The organism is Streptomyces sp. NPDC002574, from assembly GCF_042889545.1.
Lineage (GTDB): Bacteria > Actinomycetota > Actinomycetes > Streptomycetales > Streptomycetaceae > Actinacidiphila.
Genome location: NZ_JBIARB010000005.1, coordinates 267213 through 285745, shown reverse-complemented (window position 1 = coordinate 285745; position 18533 = coordinate 267213). Strand labels below are relative to the sequence as shown.

Here is an 18533-nt window from a genome sequence, read left to right as displayed (position 1 = left end):
CAGGCGCGGCCCGCGGAACCGCTCACCCGGGACGACTGCGAGGTGTGGCCATGCAACTGACCCCTCATGAGCAAGAACGCCTGCTCATCCATGTCGCCGCCGACGTGGCGGAGAAGAGGCGGGCCCGGGGGCTCAGGCTGAACCATCCCGAGGCGATCGCCCTGATCACCTCGCACATCCTGGAGGGCGCCCGCGACGGCCGGACCGTCGCCGACCTCATGGCCTCCGGCCGCAAGGTCCTCACCCGCGACGACGTCATGGACGGCGTGCCCGAGATGATCCACGACGTCCAGGTCGAGGCCACCTTCCCGGACGGCACCAAGCTCGTCACCGTCCACGAGCCGATCGCCCAGGTGTCCACGTGATCCCCGGGGAGATCCTCTACGGCGAGGAACCGGTCGAGCCGAACGCGGGCCGGCCGGTGACCCGGCTGGTCGTGCTCAACGCCGCCGACCGCCCGGTCCAGGTCGGCTCCCACTACCACTTCGCCGAGGCCAATCCCGGCCTGCGCTTCGACCGCGCCGCCGCCCGCGGCAAGCGGCTGGCCGTCGCGGCCGGTACCGCGGTCCGCTTCGAACCGGGCATCCCCGTCGAGGTGGACCTCGTGCCGATCGGCGGCGCGCGCGTGGTCGGGGGACTGCGCGGCGAGACCGGAGGTGCCCTCGATGGCTGAGCTCTCCCGTGCCGTCTACGCGGACCTGTTCGGGCCGACCACCGGTGACCGTGTACGGCTCGCCGACACCGATCTGCTCGTCGAGGTGGAGAAGGACCTGTCCGGAGGGCCCGGCAACTCCGGGGACGAGGTCGTCTTCGGCGGCGGCAAGGTGATCCGCGAGTCGATGGGGCAGTCCCGGGCCACCCGCGCCGAGGGCACCCCCGACACCGTCGTCACCGGAGCGGTGATCCTCGACCACTGGGGTGTGGTCAAGGCCGATATCGGCATCCGGGACGGCCGCATCGCCGCGATCGGCAAGGCCGGCAACCCGGAGACCATGGACGGGGTGCACCCGGACCTGGTCATCGGCCCGGAGACCGAGATCATCGCCGGCAACGGCAGGATCGTGACCGCGGGCGCCATCGACGCGCACGTCCACTTCATCTCCCCGACGATCGCCGACGAGGCCCTCGCCTCGGGGATCACCACTCTCGTCGGCGGGGGCACCGGCCCCGCCGAGGGCACCAAGGCGACCACGATCACCCCGGGACCCTGGCACCTGGCCCGGATGTTCGCCGCGCTGGAGCACTACCCGGTCAACATCGGCCTACTGGGCAAGGGCAACACCGTCTCGCAGGAGGCGATGCGCTCCCAGCTGCGCGGCGGCGCGCTCGGCTTCAAGATCCACGAGGACTGGGGTGCGACCCCGGCCGCGATCGACGCCTGCCTCACGGTGTGCGAGGCCACCGGCGCCCAGCTCGCGCTCCACACCGACACGCTGAACGAGGCCGGATTCGTCGAGGACACCCTGGCCGCGATCGCCGGGCGCGGCATCCACGCCTACCACACCGAGGGAGCGGGCGGCGGGCACGCGCCGGACATCATGACGGTGGTCGCGCATCCCAACGTGCTGCCCTCGTCCACGAACCCGACCCGGCCGCACACCGTCAACACCGTCGAGGAGCACCTCGACATGCTGATGGTCTGCCACCACCTCAACCCGTCGGTGCCGGAGGACCTCGCCTTCGCCGAGTCCCGGATCCGGCCCGGCACCATCGCGGCCGAGGACTTCCTGCACGACCTGGGCGCGATCTCGATCATCTCCTCGGACTCGCAGGCGATGGGCCGGGTCGGCGAGGTGGTGCTGCGGACCTGGCAGACCGCCCACGTGATGAAGAAGCGGCGCGGCGCGCTGCCCGGTGACGGACGGGCCGACAACCTCCGCGCACGTCGATATGTCGCCAAATACACGATCAACCCGGCCGTCGCCCAGGGCCTCGACGGCGAGATCGGCTCCGTGGAGCCCGGCAAGCTCGCCGACCTCGTCCTGTGGGACCCCGCGTTCTTCGGCGTGAAGCCCCAACTGGTGATCAAGGGCGGTCAGATCGCCTACGCGCAGATGGGCGACGCCAACGCCTCCATCCCCACCCCCCAACCGGTCCTGCCGCGCCCGATGTTCGGGGCGCTCGGCCGGGCGCCCGGCCTGAACTCGGTCAACTTCACCACCGGCACGGCACTGGAGGACGGCCTGCCGGAACGGCTCGGCCTGTCCAAGGAGTTCGTCGCCATTCGCAACACGCGCCGGCTCACCAAGGCCGACATGCGCGAGAACGACGCCATGCCCCGGGTCGAGGTCGACCCCGACACCTTCACCGTCCGTATCGACGGCGACGTCGTCGAGCCCGCCCCGGCCGTGGAACTCCCCATGGCCCAGCGCTACTTCCTCTTCTGAGCCCGCTATGACAGCGATCGCTACCGCGAACCGGGCCGCACTGCTGGTACTGGCCGACGGACGCTTCCCCGCCGGTGGCCACGCGCACTCCGGCGGCGCGGAGGCCGCCGTCAAGGCGGGCCGCATCCGCTGCCCCGCCACGCTGGAGTCCTTCTGCCGGGGCCGGCTGCACACCGCGGGACTGGTCGCGGCGGCACTGGCCGCCGCCGCGGCCGCCGGTCTCGACCCGCTCGAACTGGACGCGGCCGCCGACGCCCGCACCCCGTCGCCCGCGCTGCGCGCGACCGCGCGCCGGCTCGGCCGGCAACTCACCCGGGCCGCCCGCGCGGCCTGGCCGTCGGAGGCCCTCGACGCGCTCGCCGCCGCCCGGCCGCGCGGCGCCCACCAGCCCGTCGTACTGGGCCTGACCGCCCGTGCCGCGGGCCTCACCCCGCCGGACGCCGCCCACGTGGCGGCCCACGAGTCCGTGACCGGGCCGGCGACCGCCGCCGTACGCCTGCTGAGTCTGGACCCGTTCGCCGTGACCGCCGTGCTCGCCCGGCTCGCCCCCGGCCTGGACGAGGTCGCGGGGCAGGCCGCTGACGCGGCGCGCCGCGCCCTGACCGAGGGCACCGGCGCGCTGCCCGCCGCGTCCGCGCCGCTGCTCGACGTGTACGCCGAGCAGCACGCCACCTGGCCCGTACGCCTCTTCGCCTCCTAGGACGCCACCATGCATCTCGACCACGACCACGAGTTCCCCGAGCGCTCCGCGTACGCCGCCCCCGTCACCTCCGCCACCTGCCTCGACGGCAGCCGCCGCGCGCTGCGTGTCGGGCTCGGCGGCCCCGTCGGCTCCGGCAAGACCGCCACCGTCGCCGCCCTGTGCCGGGCGCTGCGCGACCGGCTGTCCCTCGCGGTCGTCACCAACGACATCTACACCCGTGAGGACGCCGACTTCCTGCTCCGCAACGCCGTCCTGCCGCCCGAGCGGATCACGGCCGTGGAGACCGGCGCCTGCCCGCACACGGCGATCCGCGACGACATCTCCGCCAACCTCGAAGCGGTCGAGGACCTGGAGGAACGCCTCGGCCCGCTCGACCTCGTGCTCGTCGAGTCCGGCGGCGACAACCTCACCGCGACCTTCTCCAAGGGCCTGGTCGACGCCCAGATCTTCGTCATCGACGTGGCCGGCGGCGACGACATCCCGCGCAAGGGCGGACCGGGTGTGACCACCGCCGACCTGCTCGTGGTCAACAAGACCGACCTCGCCCGCTACGTCGGCTCCGACCTGGACCGGATGGCCCGCGACGCGAAGGCGCAACGCGGCGACCTGCCCGTCGTGTTCACCTCCCTCGTCGCGGAGGACGGCGTCGCCCCGGTGGCCGAGTGGATCCGCGCCCGCATCGCCGCCTGGACCGCGGTCCCGGCGTGACGGGTGTCCGCGCCACCGCACGGATCACGGCCGCCCCCGACGGCCGCGGCGGCACCGCGCTGCCGGAGCTCGTCGGGGACGGCCCGCTCGCGCTGCGCCGCACCCGGTCGGCCGAGGGCGGTACGGCCCGGGTCACCGTCGTCGGTGCCATGAGCGCGCCGCTCGGCGGCGACCACCTCGCGATCCACGCGGCCGTGCTGCCCGGCGCCGCACTGCGCGTGGACGCCGCAGCGGCGACGGTGTCGCTGCCCGGCCGGTCCGGGGAGCCCGCCCACTACGAGGTGCGGCTGACCGTCGGCGAGGACGCCGAACTGCACTGGCTGCCCGAGCCCCTCATCGCGGCCGAGGGCAGCGACCTGCGGATGACCACCACCGTCGAACTCGCCCCCGGCGCCCGGCTGGTGCTGCGCGAGGAGCAGATCCTCGGCCGGGCGGGCGAGCGTCCCGGACGGCTCGTCTCCCGGCTGGTCGTACGCGTCGCCGGACGCCCGCTGCTCGACCAGGCACTGTCCTTCGGTCCCGGCGCGCCGGGGTGGTCCGGCCCCGCCGTACTGCACACGCACCGGGCGGCCGGCCAACTGCTGCTGGTGGACCCCGCCTTCGAGGAGAAACCGGCGGGCGCGCGCGTCCTCGGCGAGGACCCGGAGCGGGGCGAGGCCGTACTCACCCCGCTGGCGGGGCCGGCCGCCCTGATCACGGCCGCGGCGGCGGACGGGCTGTCCCTGCGGCGGCTGTTGTCGGCTAGCGTGGGTCCGTGAGTTCGATAGACACCGATGACACCGAGAGCCCGGGCCGGTACGGCCCCGGCGCGACCACCGAGGCCGAGCCCGAGCAGGTCGGCCCCGTCCGCACCGAGTACTCCCCGGACCACGACGGAGACCCCGACCCCGGGGAAATCGTGTGGACCTGGGTTCCGTTCGAGGAGAACGACGGCCGCGGCAAGGACCGTCCGGTCCTGGTCGTGGCCCGCGAGCCGGCCGGAACCCTGCTCGCCGTCCAGCTCTCCAGCAAGGAGCACAACGACGACCGGGAGTGGGTGCCCATCGGCTCCGGCCCCTGGGACAAGTCCGGCCGCGCCTCCTGGGTCAACGTCGACCGCGTTCTGCGGGTGCACGACGAGGGCATGCGCCGCGAGGCGTGCGCCCTGGACCGCGGCCGCTTCAACATCGTCGTGAACCGGCTCAGGGAGCTCTACCGCTGGCGCTGAGCCCCGGCGGCGACGCGAGGCGAAGGCCCCCGGGCGGTCGTGCCGCCCCGGGGGCCTTCGCATGCGTGGTCGGTGCGCGGGCCGGTCCGCGGGAGCGTCCGCGGGTCACTCCGCGACGATGGAGTACTGCGAGGAGTCGTGCTCCAGCACGCACTTGCGCATGCCGGCGCGACGCGCCGTGAACTCCTCGCTCGCGACGAACGCGAGGTACTGCTCCATGGACGCCCATTCGCTGGTGACGATCCAGCAGTCGGGGTCCTTGACGGATTTGCACAGCTGGGAGCTGATGTACCCGTCGGCCTTGGCGATGTCGTGGTGCACGAGGTCGTATGCCGCCGCATACTGGTCGCCCATGCCCTCGTGCAGCTGGATGCGCAGGACGACGCGCGTCTTGGTGGGTGAAGTCTTCGGTGAAGTGCTCATGACCCTCGACCTCCCGTGGGACAGCGAGGACGCTGTTGCTTCGCCGGATGCTCACTCTGCGGGGCCGTCAGGCCACGATGCGGGACGGCGACGGGTCCGGCGGGCCGGGACCGCGAGGCGCGGATCCCCGGCGGGTCGGTGACGTGACGAGAGGGTGTCCTGCCCCGCGTTTCCCATGAGCGGACTCCCATGGGGCGCGGGCACCCCGAATGCCGCCGTCCCACGACTGTGGCCCCATCACCCGGGCGGCGCAAAACCGATGAGCCGAACGGGTGAGCGGGCCCTTGGGGCGTCAGGCCCCGGGCTCCGGCAGCACGGCCGCCGTCAGCAGCGCGGCGAGTGCCCCCGCCGCCTCCCCGGGACCCCCGCGGCGGTGCAGGAGCTCGGTGCGGTGGACCAGCCGCGGTGCGGTCAGCGGCACCGCCACGACGCCCTGCCGGCCGGTCGCGGCCGACCGCGGCAGCAGTACGGGGCCGAGCCCGGCCCGCACCAGGTCGAGCACCCCGCGCACGTCCGGCCCCTCGTAGCGCACGCCGGTGCGGAAGCCCTCGCCCGCCGCCGCCGGGTGGAGTCCCGCGGGCGGCACGGCGGCGGCCGGCGCGTCCACCCACAGGGCGTCGGAGAGGTCGGCCAGCCGCAGTCCGGAGCGGCGGGCCAGCGGATGGTCCGCGGCCAGGGCGACGACCAGCTCCTCCTCGGCGCACCGCACGGCCCGCAGGGCACCGGCGCCGGGCACCCCCAGCGGATCGCTCGGCGCGGCGGCGCCGTCCACCAGACCGAGGTCCAGGTCCCCGGCCGTGACGCCGGCCACCACCGCGGCCCGCTCCAGGACCCGCAGTGTCACCTCCACGCGCGGCCGCTCCGCCAGCAGCCGGGCCACCGCGCGGGCCGGACGGCCCCCCATGGCCGGTGCGGAGAGCCCGGCAGTGATCCGGGCCGCAGGGGCCCCCGTCCCGCGGGTGACCTCGGCGCGGGCCGCCGCCAGGCGCAGCAGCAGCGGCTCGGCGTGCTCCAGCAGCCGGGCGCCCGCTTCCGTCGGCGTCACCGGCCGCCGCCGCAGCAACTCCACCCCGAGATCGGCCTCCAGGGCCGCGATGTGCTGCGAGACCGCGGACTGGGTGTAGCCGAGCTCCCGTGCGGCGCCCGAGAAGGAGGCGCACCGGACCACCTCGGTGAAGGTGCGCAGCAGATGAGGGTCCACAGCCGATCAGTATCCCTGATCAGCCGTGCGTACTTCATCGTTGGACGCGATGCGGACACGCGCGGAGGATGGTGCGCATGACCTCGACCACCGGACGTCCGCAGGCCACCGCCCGTCTCGCCCTCGTCGGCGACCGCTCCGAGTCCGTGCGTTCCCACCGCCGCGTGCCGCGGCTGCTCGAGGCGCTCCGCGTCCGCGACGGGCTGCTCCTGGACGCCTACTGGATCCCCACCGAGGAGGCCGAGGCGGCGGGCGATACCGGCGGCGTCGAGGGCTTCGACGCGGTGTGGACGGTGCCGGGCAGTCCGTACCGCAGCGAGGCCGGGGCCCTGGCCGCGATCCGTACCGCCCGTGAGCGGGGCATCCCCTTCCTCGGCACCTGCGCCGGATTCCAGCACGCGCTGCTGGAGTTCGCGCGGAACGTGTGCGGCGTGGCCGGCGCCCGGCACGGCGAGAACGAACCGGACGCGGGGGAGGACGCGTTGATCGTGCCGCTCGCCTGTTCGCTCGTCGGGCACGAGGGCCCGCTGCTGATCACGCCGGGCTCGCTCACCGCGACGGTGCTCGGCGCCACGCGGACCGTCGAGCGCTACCACTGCGCCTTCGGCCTCGACCGCGGCCGCCTCGGCGAACTGTCCGGCCGGGGACTGGTCTTCACCGGGCACGACCCGGACGGCGAGGCGCGGATCGCCGAACTCCCGGGCCACCCCTTCTATGTGGCGACCCTCTTCCAGCCGGAGCTGGCGGGGGACGGCTCGGTACCGCACCCCCTCGTCCGGGCCTTCGCCGCGGCGGCCGTGGCCCGCGCGGGCAACCGCCGCGTCATGCATACGGCTTGGTAAAGATACGCTCGTGCGATCTTCTCCTGACGGCCATTCGGGCGAAATGCTCCCTCTGAAGTTCTGTGCTCGCGCCGCCACAAGCGGCTCAACAGCAGGGGGACGTCATCGTGAGACGCACAGCCGTGCTCGGGCTCACCGGAGCCCTGATAGCCGGCACCGTCGTCGCCGCCGCGCCGCAGACCGCGGTCGCGGGGGGTGCCGGCCACGGACACCATGTGAACGCGGAGGACGTCGGTGTGCGCGTCGCCGCCGCCCGCGCCGCCAGGGCGGGCATCGACTGGGCCGCCTGCCCCGCCGACTGGGGCATCGCCGCGCCGGTCCAGTGCGGCTGGGTCACCGTGCCGGTCGACTACGCCAAGCCGTACGGCAGGACGATCAGGATCGCCGTGGACCGCGTCGGCAACACCGGCACCGCCGCCGAGCGGCAGGGTGCCCTGATCTACAACCCCGGCGGCCCCGGCGGCTCCGGTATGCGCTTCCCGCTCCGCGTCACCGCCAAGAACCCCATCTGGACGGCCACCGCCAAGGCGTACGACTTCGTGGGCTTCGACCCGCGCGGCGTCGGCCACTCGGCGCCCATCTCCTGCGTCGACCCGCAGGAGTTCGTGAAGGCCCCCAAGGCCGACCCGGTCCCGGACAGCGAGGCCGACAAGCGGGCGCAGCGCAAGCTCGCCGCGGAGTACGCCGAGGGGTGCAAGGAGCGCACCGGCGCCGCCATGCTCTCCCAGATGACCACGCCCAACACGGCCCGGGACCTCGACGTCGTCCGCGCCGCGCTCGGCGAGCGCAAGCTCAACTACCTGGGCGTCTCCTACGGCACCTACCTCGGCGCCGTGTACGCGACGCTCTTCCCGGGGCACGTCCGCCGCATGGTCGTCGACAGTGTCGTCAACCCGGCCCGCGACCAGATCTGGTACCAGAACAACCTCGACCAGGACGTGGCCTTCCAGGGCCGCTGGGACGACTGGAAGGCGTGGGTCGCGAAGTACGACTCCGTCTACCACATCGGCAGCACGCCGGCGAAGGTCCAGGCGCAGTGGGAGCGGCTGCGCGCCACCGCCAAGGCCCACCCCATCGGCGGCCTCGTCGGCCCGAACGAACTGCTCGGGCTCTTCCAGACGGCTCCCTACTACGACTCGTCGTGGGCGACCGTGGCCGGGGTCTGGAGCCAGTACCTCGCAGGGAACACCCAGGCGCTGGTGGACGCGACGGCTCCGGACCTGTCGGACACCGCGGGCAACGCCGCGGCGGAGAACGGCAACGCGGTCTACACGGCGGTGGAGTGCACCGACGCCAAGTGGCCGCGCGACTGGCGCACCTGGGACCGCGACAACACCCGGCTGCACGCCAAGTACCCGTTCCTGACCTGGGCCAACGCCTGGCTGAACCTCCCCTGCGCCACCTGGGGCGTCCCGCAGAAGAACCCGGTGGAGGTGCGGACCGGCCACGGACTGCCGCGCGTCATGATCGTCCAGAGCACCCGTGACGCGGCGACCCCGTACCCCGGGGCCGTCGAACTGCACCAGCGGTTCAAGGGCTCGCTCATGATCACGGAGAAGGGCGCCGGCTCGCACGGCGTCACCGGTCTGGTCAACCCCTGCATCAACGACCGGGTGACCGGCTACTTCGTCAACGGCTCGCTGGACCGCCACGACGTCACGTGCGCCCCGCACGCGGCACCGGTCCCGGCCACGAGCTGACCCCGGCACCACCCCGCACGAACGGTCCCGGCCCCCGGTCGAGGGGGGCCGGGACCGTTTGCCTCGGCACGGGGCCGGTCAGGCCGGGCGCACTCCCGTCGTGCCCTCGTTGCCGTCACCGGTGTTGACCGTGCCGCGCGGCTCGAACATCAGGATGCGGGTGCCCTTCTCCGCGCGCGGCCGGTGCGGAACGCCCTTGGGCACCGTGAACACCTCGTGCGGGTCGAGCGTCACGGTCCCGTCCGGCAGGTCCAGGTGCAGCCGGCCGGCCAGCACGAGGAAGAACTCGTCGGTGTCGGCGTGGACGTGCTCGCTGAATTCGCCCTCGACGTTGGCGACCTTGACGTCGTAGTCGTTGACCTCGGCCAGGACGTGCGGGAGCCACTTCTGCTCCACGGCGTCCATGACGGTGTCGATGTTGCGTTTGTCCATGCTCTCTCCCTACCCGGGGAACGCGGCGGCGAAGGCCGCGCGCGTGGGCGCGTCCCGCTGCCGGTCCAGAACGGCGAAGACGACCCGGTCGAAGCGCTCCGCGAAGCGTCCGCCGGGGACCAGCAGGCCGCGGAAGGCCGCCGCGACGCGCGCCGGGTCGTTGCGGAACACCCCGCAGCCCCAGGCGCCCAGCACCAGCGCCCGGTATCCCCCGGCGGACGCGGCCTCCAGCACCCGGCCGGCCCGCGCGTCGATCGCGGCGGGCAGCCGGACGGCGGACGGCGGGTCCCGGAGCTCGACGACCCCGGCATTGGGCGCCGCGCAGGTGAGGAAGCCCACCTCGAACGGTTCCTCCAGCAGCTCCCCGCGCGGGTCCCGGAACACCGGGACGGCGGGGGAGTGGACCACCCGGTCGCTGTAGAAGGGACTGCCGTCGGTGCGGTGCCAGGTGTAGAAGTCCCGCGCGGCGAGCAGCGTCGTGTACAGCGCCGAGGAGCGGCACAGCGCCTCCTCCTGGGCCTGCGCGCCGTTGAGGTAGCCGCCGCCGGGATTGCGGGCCGAGGCGAAGTTGAGCACCGCGACCGGGCCGGCGCCCGCGCGCACGAGCCGTCCGGCCGCCTGGAGGCTGTCCTCGCCGGTCACCTCGAAGGCGGTCGGTGCCGCGAGGGCCGGTGCGGCGCCGGGGTCGACGGGTTCCGGCCCGAGGATCCGGGTGCCCGCGACGGCACGTCGCACCGCCGCGCCGATCGACACCTCGGTGCCCCGCGCCGTGCGGTAGCCGCCCACGGCGACGACGTCCTCCGTCGCCCGGGCGATCGCCCGCAGCCGGGCGCTCATGAATGATCGCTTCCCACGCCGGAAGGCTAGTTGGGGCCGGTCCCGGGAGCGAGGGGTTTTCCCTCGGCGAGCCAGCGGTCCTCGGCCGCGTAGTCGAAGAGGTCGCCGAAACGGTCGTAGGTGGTGGCCAGCACCGGGAACGCGGCACGCCAGTCGCGGTCGCCGAGCCGTGCCACGAGGCCCTGCACGGTCGCCGGCAGCGACTCCTCGTAGCCGGTCACGGCCCGGTAGCCGAGCTCGCGTGCGGCGGCCGTCATGTCGAGGACGAAGGGATGCGCCGTGGTCCACGGGGTGTCGCCGACGTTCGGGGCCGGCGGCGGCCCGTCCACCAGGACCGTTGCGACGTCGTGGTCCAGCAGCCCGCCGATCGCGGCGGCGATCTCCGCGACCGTCGGGGCGTACGGATCACCGGCGTTCAGGACGCGCGAGCCGGGACGGCGGGCGGCCAGCCGGACGAGTTCGGCCAGATTGGCGGTGTGGACCGGGTGGAAGCGGCTCTCGCCGTTGTGGGCCATGATCAGGACCGGCCGCTTGTCGAGAGCCCGCTTGACGAAGTACATCTCGCGCGGGCGCAGGTCGTGCGGGCCGTGGATCGCGCCCGCCCGCAGCAGCGTGGTGGGCAACCGGTCGCCGGCCGCGAGGAGTTCGCGTTCGAGGGCGACCTTGCGGGCGGCGTAGTCGCCCGGCCCCGCAGGCACGAGCGACTGGGTCTCGGGGATCGGGACGGGCAGCACCGGGGTGCCGTCCGGCTCCCCCTGGGTCTGCAGGCTGCGGCCCCGGTCGTCCGCGTAGACCGAGCAGCTGGAGACGACGACGGCGGAGCCGATGCGCCCGGACAGGTCCAGCAACTGGCGTGCGTGCTCCGCCCCGTACGCCACGCAGTCCAGCAGGACGTCGCAGCCGTCACCGAGGGCCGCGGCCAGCGCCGCGGTGTCCTCGCGGTCCAGCGTGACGGGCCGCACGCCGTCGGGCCAGGGCACATCGCCGCCGCCCCCGCGGGAGGCCGCGCGCACCTGCCACCCGTCCTCCGCGAGCGCGCGCACCGCCGCCCGCCCGATCTGTCCCGTCGCCCCGATCACGAACGCGCTTCCCGTCGTCATGCGGCGACGTTAGGCGGCCGCCCGTGGCCCCGGCCAGGCCCGTTCGCCCTACGCGGATCCGCTGAGGGCGCAACGAGCACGGCGAGGGGCCGGTCAGGCGCCGCGCCGCAGCCGGGAGCCGACGCCGCGCCCCGGATTCCGGCCCTGCTCCTCGGCCTTGACGTCCGCGGCGTAGCGGTCGACGTACTCCTGGCCGGACAGCTCCAGGATGGCGTACATGATCTCGTCGGTCACGGAGCGCACCACGAAGCGCTCGTGGTCCATCCCCTCGAAGCGGGAGAACTCCAGCGGTTCGCCGAAGCGGATGGTCACCGGCTTGATGCGCGGCAGCCGGCGTCCGGCCGGCTGGATCTCGTACGTGCCGATCATCGCGCAGGGGATCACCTTGACCTTCGCGCGCAGGGCCATCGTCGCCACGCCCACCTTGCCCTTGTACAGCCGTCCGTCGTGCGAGCGCGTGCCCTCGGGGTAGATGCCGAGCAACTCGTCCTTGGCCAGCACCTTCAGCCCCTCCCGGATCGCCGACTCGCCCGCCTTGCCGCCGGAGCGGTCGACCGGGATCTGCCCCGCGCTCCGGAAGAACGCCGCGGTCAGCCGGCCCTTGACGCCGGGGCCGGTGAAGTACTCGGCCTTGGCGAGGAACGTGATGCGCCGCGGCAGGATCGCCGGCATCAGGAAGTGGTCGGAGAACGACAGGTGGTTCCCTGCGACGATCGCGGCGCCCTCCTCCGGGATGTTCTCCATGCCCTCGATCCTCGGGCGGAACAGCAGCCTGAGGAGCGGGCCGAGGAGCACGTACTTGAGCACGTAGTAGAACACGGGGCGACTCCCAACCGTCCGGCTCGGCCTCGGGGCAGCGTTCTGCCACGTCGGAAGGCGTGTCGGGGACGGCCAGTGTAGGTGCCCGCCTCGCTGTCCGTCACCGGTCGCGGGCGGCCCTCGTGCACGACCTGACGCGAAGTTGGTATGGACATGACTAATCGTCAGCCCTAGGCTCGCCGCGACGTCGTCGGTGAGAGCGCTCTCATGAGATCCCTCAGCACCCTCTGCACCCCCCTGCAGACCTTCCTCCCACAACAGTTAGGGGACCTGTCATGAGACGCAGGATCAGCGCGCGCATGGGCCTGTCCGCCCTTCTCGTACTGGCCGGCCTGGGCGGCACGCTCACCTCGCTCTCGCCCGCCGCCGCCGCGCCCGCCGCCACCGCGGCCCGCACCTCCGCCCGCACCTCCGCGCCCGCCTCCGCGGAGCTGGTCGGGATCATGGCGCGCGACCTGGGCCTGACCCGCGGTCAGGCCCGTGAACGACTCCGGGACGAGGCCGCCGCGACGCGGCTGGAGCCGACGGCCCGGCGCGCGGCCGGCGCCGCGTACGGCGGTTCCTGGTACGACGCGAAAAGCGGCCGGCTCGTCGTCGCGGTCGTGGGCGCCCACGGCGCCGAAGCCGTGCGCGGCACCGGGGCGGGGGCCCGGCTCGTCCGGCACACCGCGGGCGAACTCGACGCGGTCAAGACCGGTTTGGACCGCACGGCCAGGGCGAAGGCCGCCCCGTCCGGGGTGACGGGGTGGCGGGTCGACCCGCGCGCCAACCGCGTGGTGGTCGACGTCCGCGCCGGGGCGGAGCACGACGCCGCCACCGAGGCCTTCGTGGCCCGGGCCCGCCGGGCCGCGCCGGACGCCGTCGTCACCTCGGTGCGGCCGGCCGGCCGTGCCCCGGTGACCCTCGCGGCGGGCACCGTTGGCGGTGACCCCTACTACAGCCACAACATCCGCTGCTCGATCGGCTTCTCCGTCTACGGCGGCTTCGTGACCGCCGGCCACTGCGCCCAGCTCGGCGCCGGGGTGAACGGCTGGGACGGTTCCTACATCGGCAACTTCCAGGGCGGGACGTTCCCCGGCAACGACTACGGCTGGGTCAACGTCGGCAGCGGCTGGTGGACGGTCCCGGTGGTGCTGGGCTGGGGCACCGTCCCCGACGCCCTGGTCCGCGGCTCCGCCGAGGCGCCGGTCGGTGCCTCGGTGTGCCGCTCGGGGTCCACGACCCACTGGCACTGCGGCACGGTCCTGGCGAAGAACGAGACGGTGAACTACAGCCAGGGCAGCGTGTTCGGCCTGACCAAGACCAACGTGTGCGCCGAACCGGGCGACTCCGGCGGCTCGTTCATCAGCGGCGACCAGGCCCAGGGCGTCACCTCCGGCGGCTGGGGCAACTGCTCCTCCGGCGGTGAGACCTGGTTCCAGCCTGTGAACCCGATCCTGTCCCGGTACGGTCTGACGCTCCACACCGCCTGACCGCCTGACCGCCTGGCCACCTGACGTCACCCGGTCAGTGCCCCGTCGCGCCCTCCCGGGCGTGACGGGGCATCAGGACGGTGGCCGCCAGGGCGACGACGAAGGCCGCCGCCGTCATGAGCGCCGTCCACTGGGCGGCGTCCACGGTGTCCCCGCCGGCCGCGTACGAGAAGAAGGCCGTGCCCAGTACCGCGACACCGACCGACCCGCCCAGCTGCTGCACGGCGTTGAGCACGCCGGAGGCCGATCCGTTCTCGTGCTCCTCGACGTCGGCGAGGGCGATGTCGAAGAACGGCGCCATGACCAGGCCCATCGCGAAGCCGTTGAGCAGCAGTGCGGGCAGCAGTTGCCAGGTGGTCGCCCCGTGACCGGCGAGGTGCACCGTGAGGGCGAGCGCGGCGACCGCGACGGCGGACAGCGCGAAGCCGGCCTGGATCGTGAGCCGGCCGTACTTCGGTCCGAGCACCGCTCCGGAGAGCACGGCGCCGATCACGGTGCCGGCGGACCAGGGGATCATCGAGGCACCGGCGTGCAGGGCGCTGTAGCCCAGGCCCACCTGCAGGTGCAGGGTGAGCACGAGCATCAGCCCGCTGATCGCGGCGAAGAAGACCACGCCCACGACGAGCGCGGCGCTGAAGCCCCGGTGCCGGAAAAGACCGGGCTCGACCAGGGGTGATCCGCCGCGGGCCACCAGTCGCCGCTGGTAGCGGACGAAGAGCCAGAAGACCGGGACCGCGCCCGCCATGGACAGGTACGTCCACAGCGGCCAGCCCAGGTCACGGCCCTGCACCAGCGGGTACACCAGCATGAGCACCCCGAGGCTGACCAGCGCCGACCCGGGGAGGTCCAGCCGTGGCGCGTGCGGCGCCCGGCCCTCGGGCAGGATGCGCAGCGCGGCGACGAAGGCGACGACGCCGATCGGGACGTTGATCAGGAAGACCGCGCGCCAGCCGGAGCCGAGCAGGTCCGCGTCGGTGAGGAAGCCGCCGAGCACCGGCCCGGCGACCGCGGCCAGCCCCATGACCGGGCCGAAGGCGCCGAAGGCCGCGCCCTGTTCCTGCGGCGGGAACATCTGGCGCAGGATGTCGAGGCCCTGCGGGACCATCATCGCGGCGAACACCCCCTGCGCGGCCCGCCCGCCGATGAGCATCCCGGCCGAGCCCGCCGCCGCGCACAGCGCGGAGCAGACCGTGAAGCCGGCGAGTCCGGCCAGGAACATCCGGCGGCGTCCGACGATGTCGCCCAGCCGCGCCCCGGTGATCATCAGCACGGAGAACGTGAGGGTGTAGGCGGCGGTGATCCACTGGATCTGCGTGGAGCTGCCGCCGAAATCGGCGCGGATCGAGGGCGAGGCGACGCCGACGATCGTGGCGTCGAGCAGATCCATGATCTCGACGGCCAGGACCACGGCGAGGCCGAGCTTGCGCAGGGGGTGGCCGCCGGAGGAGGCGGCCGTGGGCGTCGGCGGGGAGAGGGATGCTTCGGTGCTCACGGAGGCCTCCGGGTGGCGTGGGCGAACGACGTTCGTTCTCAACGAACAGTGTTCTAGAAGACGAACATCGTTCGTGTCAAGTACGCTGTTCGTGTTCCGCTCCCGGAGGTACGCAGCCCGTGACATCGGTCCCCGCCCCGCCCTGGCGCCCCGAGCGCAAGAAGGCGCCCCGCCGCACGCTCAGCCAGGAGGCGGTCGTCACCGCCGCCCTGCGGATCGTCGACGCCGAGGGCCTCGACGCGCTGAGCATGCGCCGTGTCGCTCAGGAGCTGGACACCGGCGCCGCCTCGCTCTACGCGCACGTCTCCAACAAGGAGGAGCTGCTGGAGCTCCTCCTGGACCGCATCCAGACCGATGTGACGCGCCCGGAGCCGGATCCCGAGCGGTGGCAGGAACAGATCAAGGAGATGGCCCGCGAAGGCCGCCGGGTCCTCGTCACCCACCGCGACCTGTCCAGGGCCGCTCTGGGCCAGGGCATCCCCTCGGGCCCCAACGCCCTGCTCAACGCCGAGGCCATGCTCGGGATCCTCAAGGCCGGCGGCCTGTCCGACCGCGTCTGCTCCTACGGGGTGGACGCCCTGGCGCTCTTCATCACCGCGACCGCCGTGGAGGACTCGCAGCGCGCACAGGGCTTCGGCGCGTCCGAAGTGAGCCTGGAGGAGCAGGTGGCCCGCGCCCGCGAGTACTTCGCCTCACTGCCGCCCGATCGGTTCCCGCACATCACGGGCATGGTCGACGCCCTCACCCGCAGCGAGGGCGACGAACGGTTCGAGTTCGGCCTCGACCTCCTCGTCTCCGGCCTCGCCCGGCACGCGACGGCCTGACGGCCGCCGCACCGGAGCCCCGGCACGGGGCGGAGTCAGCGCGGCGTGCGGATCGCGAAGGTGCCGATCGTCGCGAGGCCGAGCACGACCCAGGCGAACCAGAGCCAGCCGTTCGGCCCGAGGGCCACCGTGTACGCGGTCACGGCGACCAGGCAGGCCACCGTGAGCGCGATCATCGCCTTCGCAGGTGCGGGCATCGAGGGCCCTCCTCCCCGGGCGGCGCACGGCGGCGGCCCGGACACCATGGTCGCCCCGACGGGCCCCGGGGCGCTACCAGTCGCCGTCGGTGACCGTGCCGTCACCCTTGAGCTGCTGCACCTGTCCCGGCGCCGGGGGCACCCAGGGCGACTCGTCCTCGCCCAGCCAGTCGCCGACCGGCTTCACCTGGGTGAGGGTCTCGGGGGCCGCCAGGTCCTCCGCGTCGGCGTCGTAGTAGTCGAACCACGGCAGCCCGGCCGCGGTGTACGCCGCCCGGTTCACCGGGGACGGCGGCGGTGCCTCGCCGGTGATGCGGCGCCATTCGGGGGCCGTGGTCAGGTGGACGAAGATCCGGCCCGACGGTTCGTCCCGCCAGTCGGAGGGCTTGCGGTCGTCGCGGTAGACCTCCTGCCGCATCCGTCCGCCCGCGCCCAGCCCCATCGCGGGGGCGGACCGCGCCGGCCCGCGCGTCCGTCCGGAGGGCGCCGCGCCGGGGGCGGGTGCCGCCATCGGCGCCATCGGCATCGCGCCCGCGGGACCTCCGTACCCGCCGAAGGCCGCACGGGGCACGCCGTCGCCGCGCCGCTGCTCGGCCTGCCAGGCCGCCAGCCGGTCCTCGCGGAGCTCGGAGACCTGGAGCTGCACCCCGCCCCAGACCTCCTCGCCGGTGACCTGGCCCTCGACGGTCGCACCGAGGCCCAGCGGCACGGCGACGAACTGCCGGATCGTGCCGGAGCCGGAGTTGATGCCGTCCAGCCACGGTTGCCTGGGGAGCACGACGTAGTTCTGCGGGTTCTGCGTGAGCCGGTCGTTCCACGGCTTGCCCGACACCGCGCAGACCTTGCCGACGCCCACCTGCAGCGCGGCGGGCGCGGTGGCCGAGAAGCTCAGCCACATCGCCTCGCGCTGGTAGACCGGCAGCATGACGCCGCCGCGCGCGAGCCACTGCTCGGGCGCGCGGTCGGGGAAGTCCGCGACGCGGCGCAGCGGGAAGGTGCCGAGCCCTGGTGGCAGGGGGTGCGTGCCCGTCTCGGGCAGGCGCAGCGTACGCATGAAGCGCACCGTCACACCGCCCGGCAGGAGCAGCGCGTCGCCCGATATCCGTACCTGGTCGCCCATCGAGGGCCTCCCTTCGCGGCGGGCGGCCCCGGTCAGCCGCGACCCCGCGCCTCCAAGGATGCCAAGTAGGCGTTGTACGCGGCCAGTTCCGCGTCACCGTCGCGGTCCGCCGCACGGTCCTTGCGGCGGGCGTGCCGCTGTTCCGAGGTGTACCACTGGATCAGCAGCGCCACCAGCACGAGGACCGAGGGGATCTCGCTGAACGCCCAGGCGATGCCGCCGGCGGCGGTCTGGTCGTCGAGGGCGTCGATCCCCAGCGAGGCCGAGGGGTGCTGGAAGGTGCGGATCATGGGCTCGGAGGCCATCATCAGCGCGATGCCGAAGAACGCGTGGAAGGGCATGCCCGCGAACAGTTCCAGCATCCGCATCACGTACCCCGGCCGGTGCGGTCCGGGGTCGACGCCCATGATCGGCCAGAAGAAGACCAGGCCCACGGCGAGGAAGTGCACCATCATCGCGATGTGCCCGGCCCGGCTGCCCATCAGGGTGTCGAACAGCGGGGTGAAGTAGAGCCCGTACAGGCTCGCGATGAACAGCGGGATGGTGAACGCCGGATGCGTGACCACCTGCATGTAGCGGCTGTGCAGCAGCGCGACCAGCAGCTCGCGCGGCCCCTTGCGGCCGCGCGGGGCGGCCGGCAGCGCGCGCAGTGCCAGCGTCACCGGGGCGCCGAGCAGCAGCAGGATCGGGGCGACCATCGACAGCACCATGTGCTGCACCATGTGGACGCTGAACATGACCATGCCGTAGTCGTTCAGCGCGGTGCACATCGCCAGCCCGATGGACAGCACGCCGCAGACGAAGGCGATGACGCGTCCGACCGGCCAGTGGTCGCCGCGGCTGCGCAGGCGCACGACGGCGACGCCGTACAGGCCCAGCGCCAGCAGGCAGCCGACGAGGAAGAACGCGTCCCCGCTGAAGGCGAGCCCCCGGCCGAGAGTGAACGGCGGGAGCTCCGTCATCATGCCGTGTCCGCCGTGGTCCATCCGTCACTCTCCTGTCGTGCCCGTCCGCACGCACCGCGCCGTCGGCAATGTGCCGGTTGGGGCGGGTGCGCCCGCACCAGACT

At 73.6% G+C, this 18533-nt stretch carries 21 protein-coding genes; 11 read left to right on the top strand and 10 right to left on the bottom strand.

Features of this window, described 5'->3' with window-relative positions:
- Positions 1–50: 50 nt before the first annotated feature.
- From ACFYXS_RS13895 to ACFYXS_RS13865, 7 genes are read left to right on the top strand one after another with little or no spacing between them, the layout of a single operon-like run.
- Positions 51–365, top strand: a complete 315-nt coding sequence (locus tag ACFYXS_RS13895) for an urease subunit gamma (protein ID WP_389247471.1) — start codon at positions 51–53, stop codon at positions 363–365.
- The gene (locus ACFYXS_RS13890; RefSeq protein WP_389247469.1) at positions 362–673 is read left to right on the top strand and encodes an urease subunit beta; all 312 of its coding nucleotides are present in this window, start codon (positions 362–364) and stop codon (positions 671–673) included. Before ACFYXS_RS13895 ends, ACFYXS_RS13890 begins: the two co-directional genes overlap by 4 nt.
- Entirely contained in the window at positions 666–2387 is a 1722-nt protein-coding gene (locus ACFYXS_RS13885; protein ID WP_389247467.1) for an urease subunit alpha, read from the top strand. Before ACFYXS_RS13890 ends, ACFYXS_RS13885 begins: the two co-directional genes overlap by 8 nt.
- A 7-nt stretch (positions 2388–2394) precedes the next feature.
- The gene (locus ACFYXS_RS13880) at positions 2395–3087 is read left to right on the top strand and encodes an urease accessory protein UreF (RefSeq protein ID WP_389247465.1); all 693 of its coding nucleotides are present in this window, start codon (positions 2395–2397) and stop codon (positions 3085–3087) included.
- Between the two features lie 9 nt (positions 3088–3096).
- On the top strand, positions 3097–3798 hold the full coding sequence (gene ureG, locus ACFYXS_RS13875) for an urease accessory protein UreG (RefSeq protein WP_389247463.1): 702 nt from the start codon (positions 3097–3099) through the stop codon (positions 3796–3798).
- Entirely contained in the window at positions 3795–4556 is a 762-nt protein-coding gene (locus ACFYXS_RS13870; protein ID WP_389247461.1) for an urease accessory protein UreD, read from the top strand. Before ureG ends, ACFYXS_RS13870 begins: the two co-directional genes overlap by 4 nt.
- Positions 4557–4561: 5 nt before the next feature.
- Positions 4562–5005 (top strand): type II toxin-antitoxin system PemK/MazF family toxin, encoded by a 444-nt coding sequence (locus ACFYXS_RS13865; RefSeq protein ID WP_389247970.1) that lies wholly within the window; start codon positions 4562–4564, stop codon positions 5003–5005.
- A 105-nt stretch (positions 5006–5110) separates the two neighbouring features.
- Here ACFYXS_RS13865 and ACFYXS_RS13860 read toward each other — a convergent pair whose 3' ends face one another.
- Entirely contained in the window at positions 5111–5428 is a 318-nt protein-coding gene (locus tag ACFYXS_RS13860; protein ID WP_384277061.1) for an antibiotic biosynthesis monooxygenase family protein, read from the bottom strand.
- Positions 5429–5720: 292 nt separating this feature from the next.
- A complete protein-coding gene (locus ACFYXS_RS13855; protein WP_389247458.1) occupies positions 5721–6629 on the bottom strand; it encodes a LysR family transcriptional regulator in 909 nt (302 codons plus the stop codon).
- 77 nt (positions 6630–6706) lie between these two features.
- On the opposite strand from ACFYXS_RS13855, the gene ACFYXS_RS13850 reads away from it, so the two are divergent.
- Positions 6707–7471 (top strand): hypothetical protein, encoded by a 765-nt coding sequence (locus ACFYXS_RS13850; RefSeq protein ID WP_389247456.1) that lies wholly within the window; start codon positions 6707–6709, stop codon positions 7469–7471.
- Between the two features lie 107 nt (positions 7472–7578).
- The gene (locus tag ACFYXS_RS13845) at positions 7579–9171 is read left to right on the top strand and encodes an alpha/beta hydrolase (protein ID WP_389247454.1); all 1593 of its coding nucleotides are present in this window, start codon (positions 7579–7581) and stop codon (positions 9169–9171) included.
- A gap of 78 nt (positions 9172–9249) precedes the next feature.
- On the opposite strand, the gene ACFYXS_RS13840 is transcribed toward ACFYXS_RS13845, so the two are convergent.
- The 4 genes from ACFYXS_RS13840 to ACFYXS_RS13825 all read right to left on the bottom strand — a co-directional run bounded on the left by ACFYXS_RS13840 (position 9250) and on the right by ACFYXS_RS13825 (position 12359).
- A complete protein-coding gene (locus ACFYXS_RS13840) occupies positions 9250–9603 on the bottom strand; it encodes a cupin domain-containing protein (protein WP_389247452.1) in 354 nt (117 codons plus the stop codon).
- Positions 9604–9612: 9 nt separating this feature from the next.
- Complete coding sequence (locus ACFYXS_RS13835) at positions 9613–10440, bottom strand: TIGR02452 family protein (protein ID WP_389247450.1); 828 nt, start codon at positions 10438–10440, stop codon at positions 9613–9615.
- A gap of 26 nt (positions 10441–10466) precedes the next feature.
- Positions 10467–11540, bottom strand: a complete 1074-nt coding sequence (locus tag ACFYXS_RS13830) for an NAD-dependent epimerase/dehydratase family protein (protein WP_389247448.1) — start codon at positions 11538–11540, stop codon at positions 10467–10469.
- Between the two features lie 93 nt (positions 11541–11633).
- Entirely contained in the window at positions 11634–12359 is a 726-nt protein-coding gene (locus ACFYXS_RS13825; protein WP_389247446.1) for a lysophospholipid acyltransferase family protein, read from the bottom strand.
- A 275-nt stretch (positions 12360–12634) separates the two neighbouring features.
- Between ACFYXS_RS13825 and ACFYXS_RS13820 the strand changes: the two genes are divergently transcribed.
- On the top strand, positions 12635–13831 hold the full coding sequence (locus ACFYXS_RS13820) for a S1 family peptidase (protein ID WP_389247444.1): 1197 nt from the start codon (positions 12635–12637) through the stop codon (positions 13829–13831).
- A gap of 34 nt (positions 13832–13865) precedes the next feature.
- Here the strand turns inward: ACFYXS_RS13820 and ACFYXS_RS13815 are convergent, their stop codons facing one another.
- The gene (locus ACFYXS_RS13815) at positions 13866–15323 is read right to left on the bottom strand and encodes an MFS transporter (RefSeq protein WP_389247442.1); all 1458 of its coding nucleotides are present in this window, start codon (positions 15321–15323) and stop codon (positions 13866–13868) included.
- Positions 15324–15442: 119 nt separating this feature from the next.
- On the opposite strand from ACFYXS_RS13815, the gene ACFYXS_RS13810 reads away from it, so the two are divergent.
- On the top strand, positions 15443–16147 hold the full coding sequence (locus tag ACFYXS_RS13810) for a TetR/AcrR family transcriptional regulator (protein WP_389247440.1): 705 nt from the start codon (positions 15443–15445) through the stop codon (positions 16145–16147).
- 35 nt (positions 16148–16182) lie between these two features.
- Here ACFYXS_RS13810 and ACFYXS_RS13805 read toward each other — a convergent pair whose 3' ends face one another.
- From ACFYXS_RS13805 to ACFYXS_RS13795, 3 genes are all read right to left on the bottom strand, one after another.
- Entirely contained in the window at positions 16183–16344 is a 162-nt protein-coding gene (locus ACFYXS_RS13805; RefSeq protein ID WP_319660654.1) for a hypothetical protein, read from the bottom strand.
- A 73-nt stretch (positions 16345–16417) separates the two neighbouring features.
- Entirely contained in the window at positions 16418–17464 is a 1047-nt protein-coding gene (locus ACFYXS_RS13800; RefSeq protein ID WP_389247438.1) for a hypothetical protein, read from the bottom strand.
- 32 nt (positions 17465–17496) lie between these two features.
- Positions 17497–18450 (bottom strand): cytochrome c oxidase assembly protein, encoded by a 954-nt coding sequence (locus tag ACFYXS_RS13795; protein WP_389247436.1) that lies wholly within the window; start codon positions 18448–18450, stop codon positions 17497–17499.
- Positions 18451–18533 lie beyond the last annotated feature (83 nt).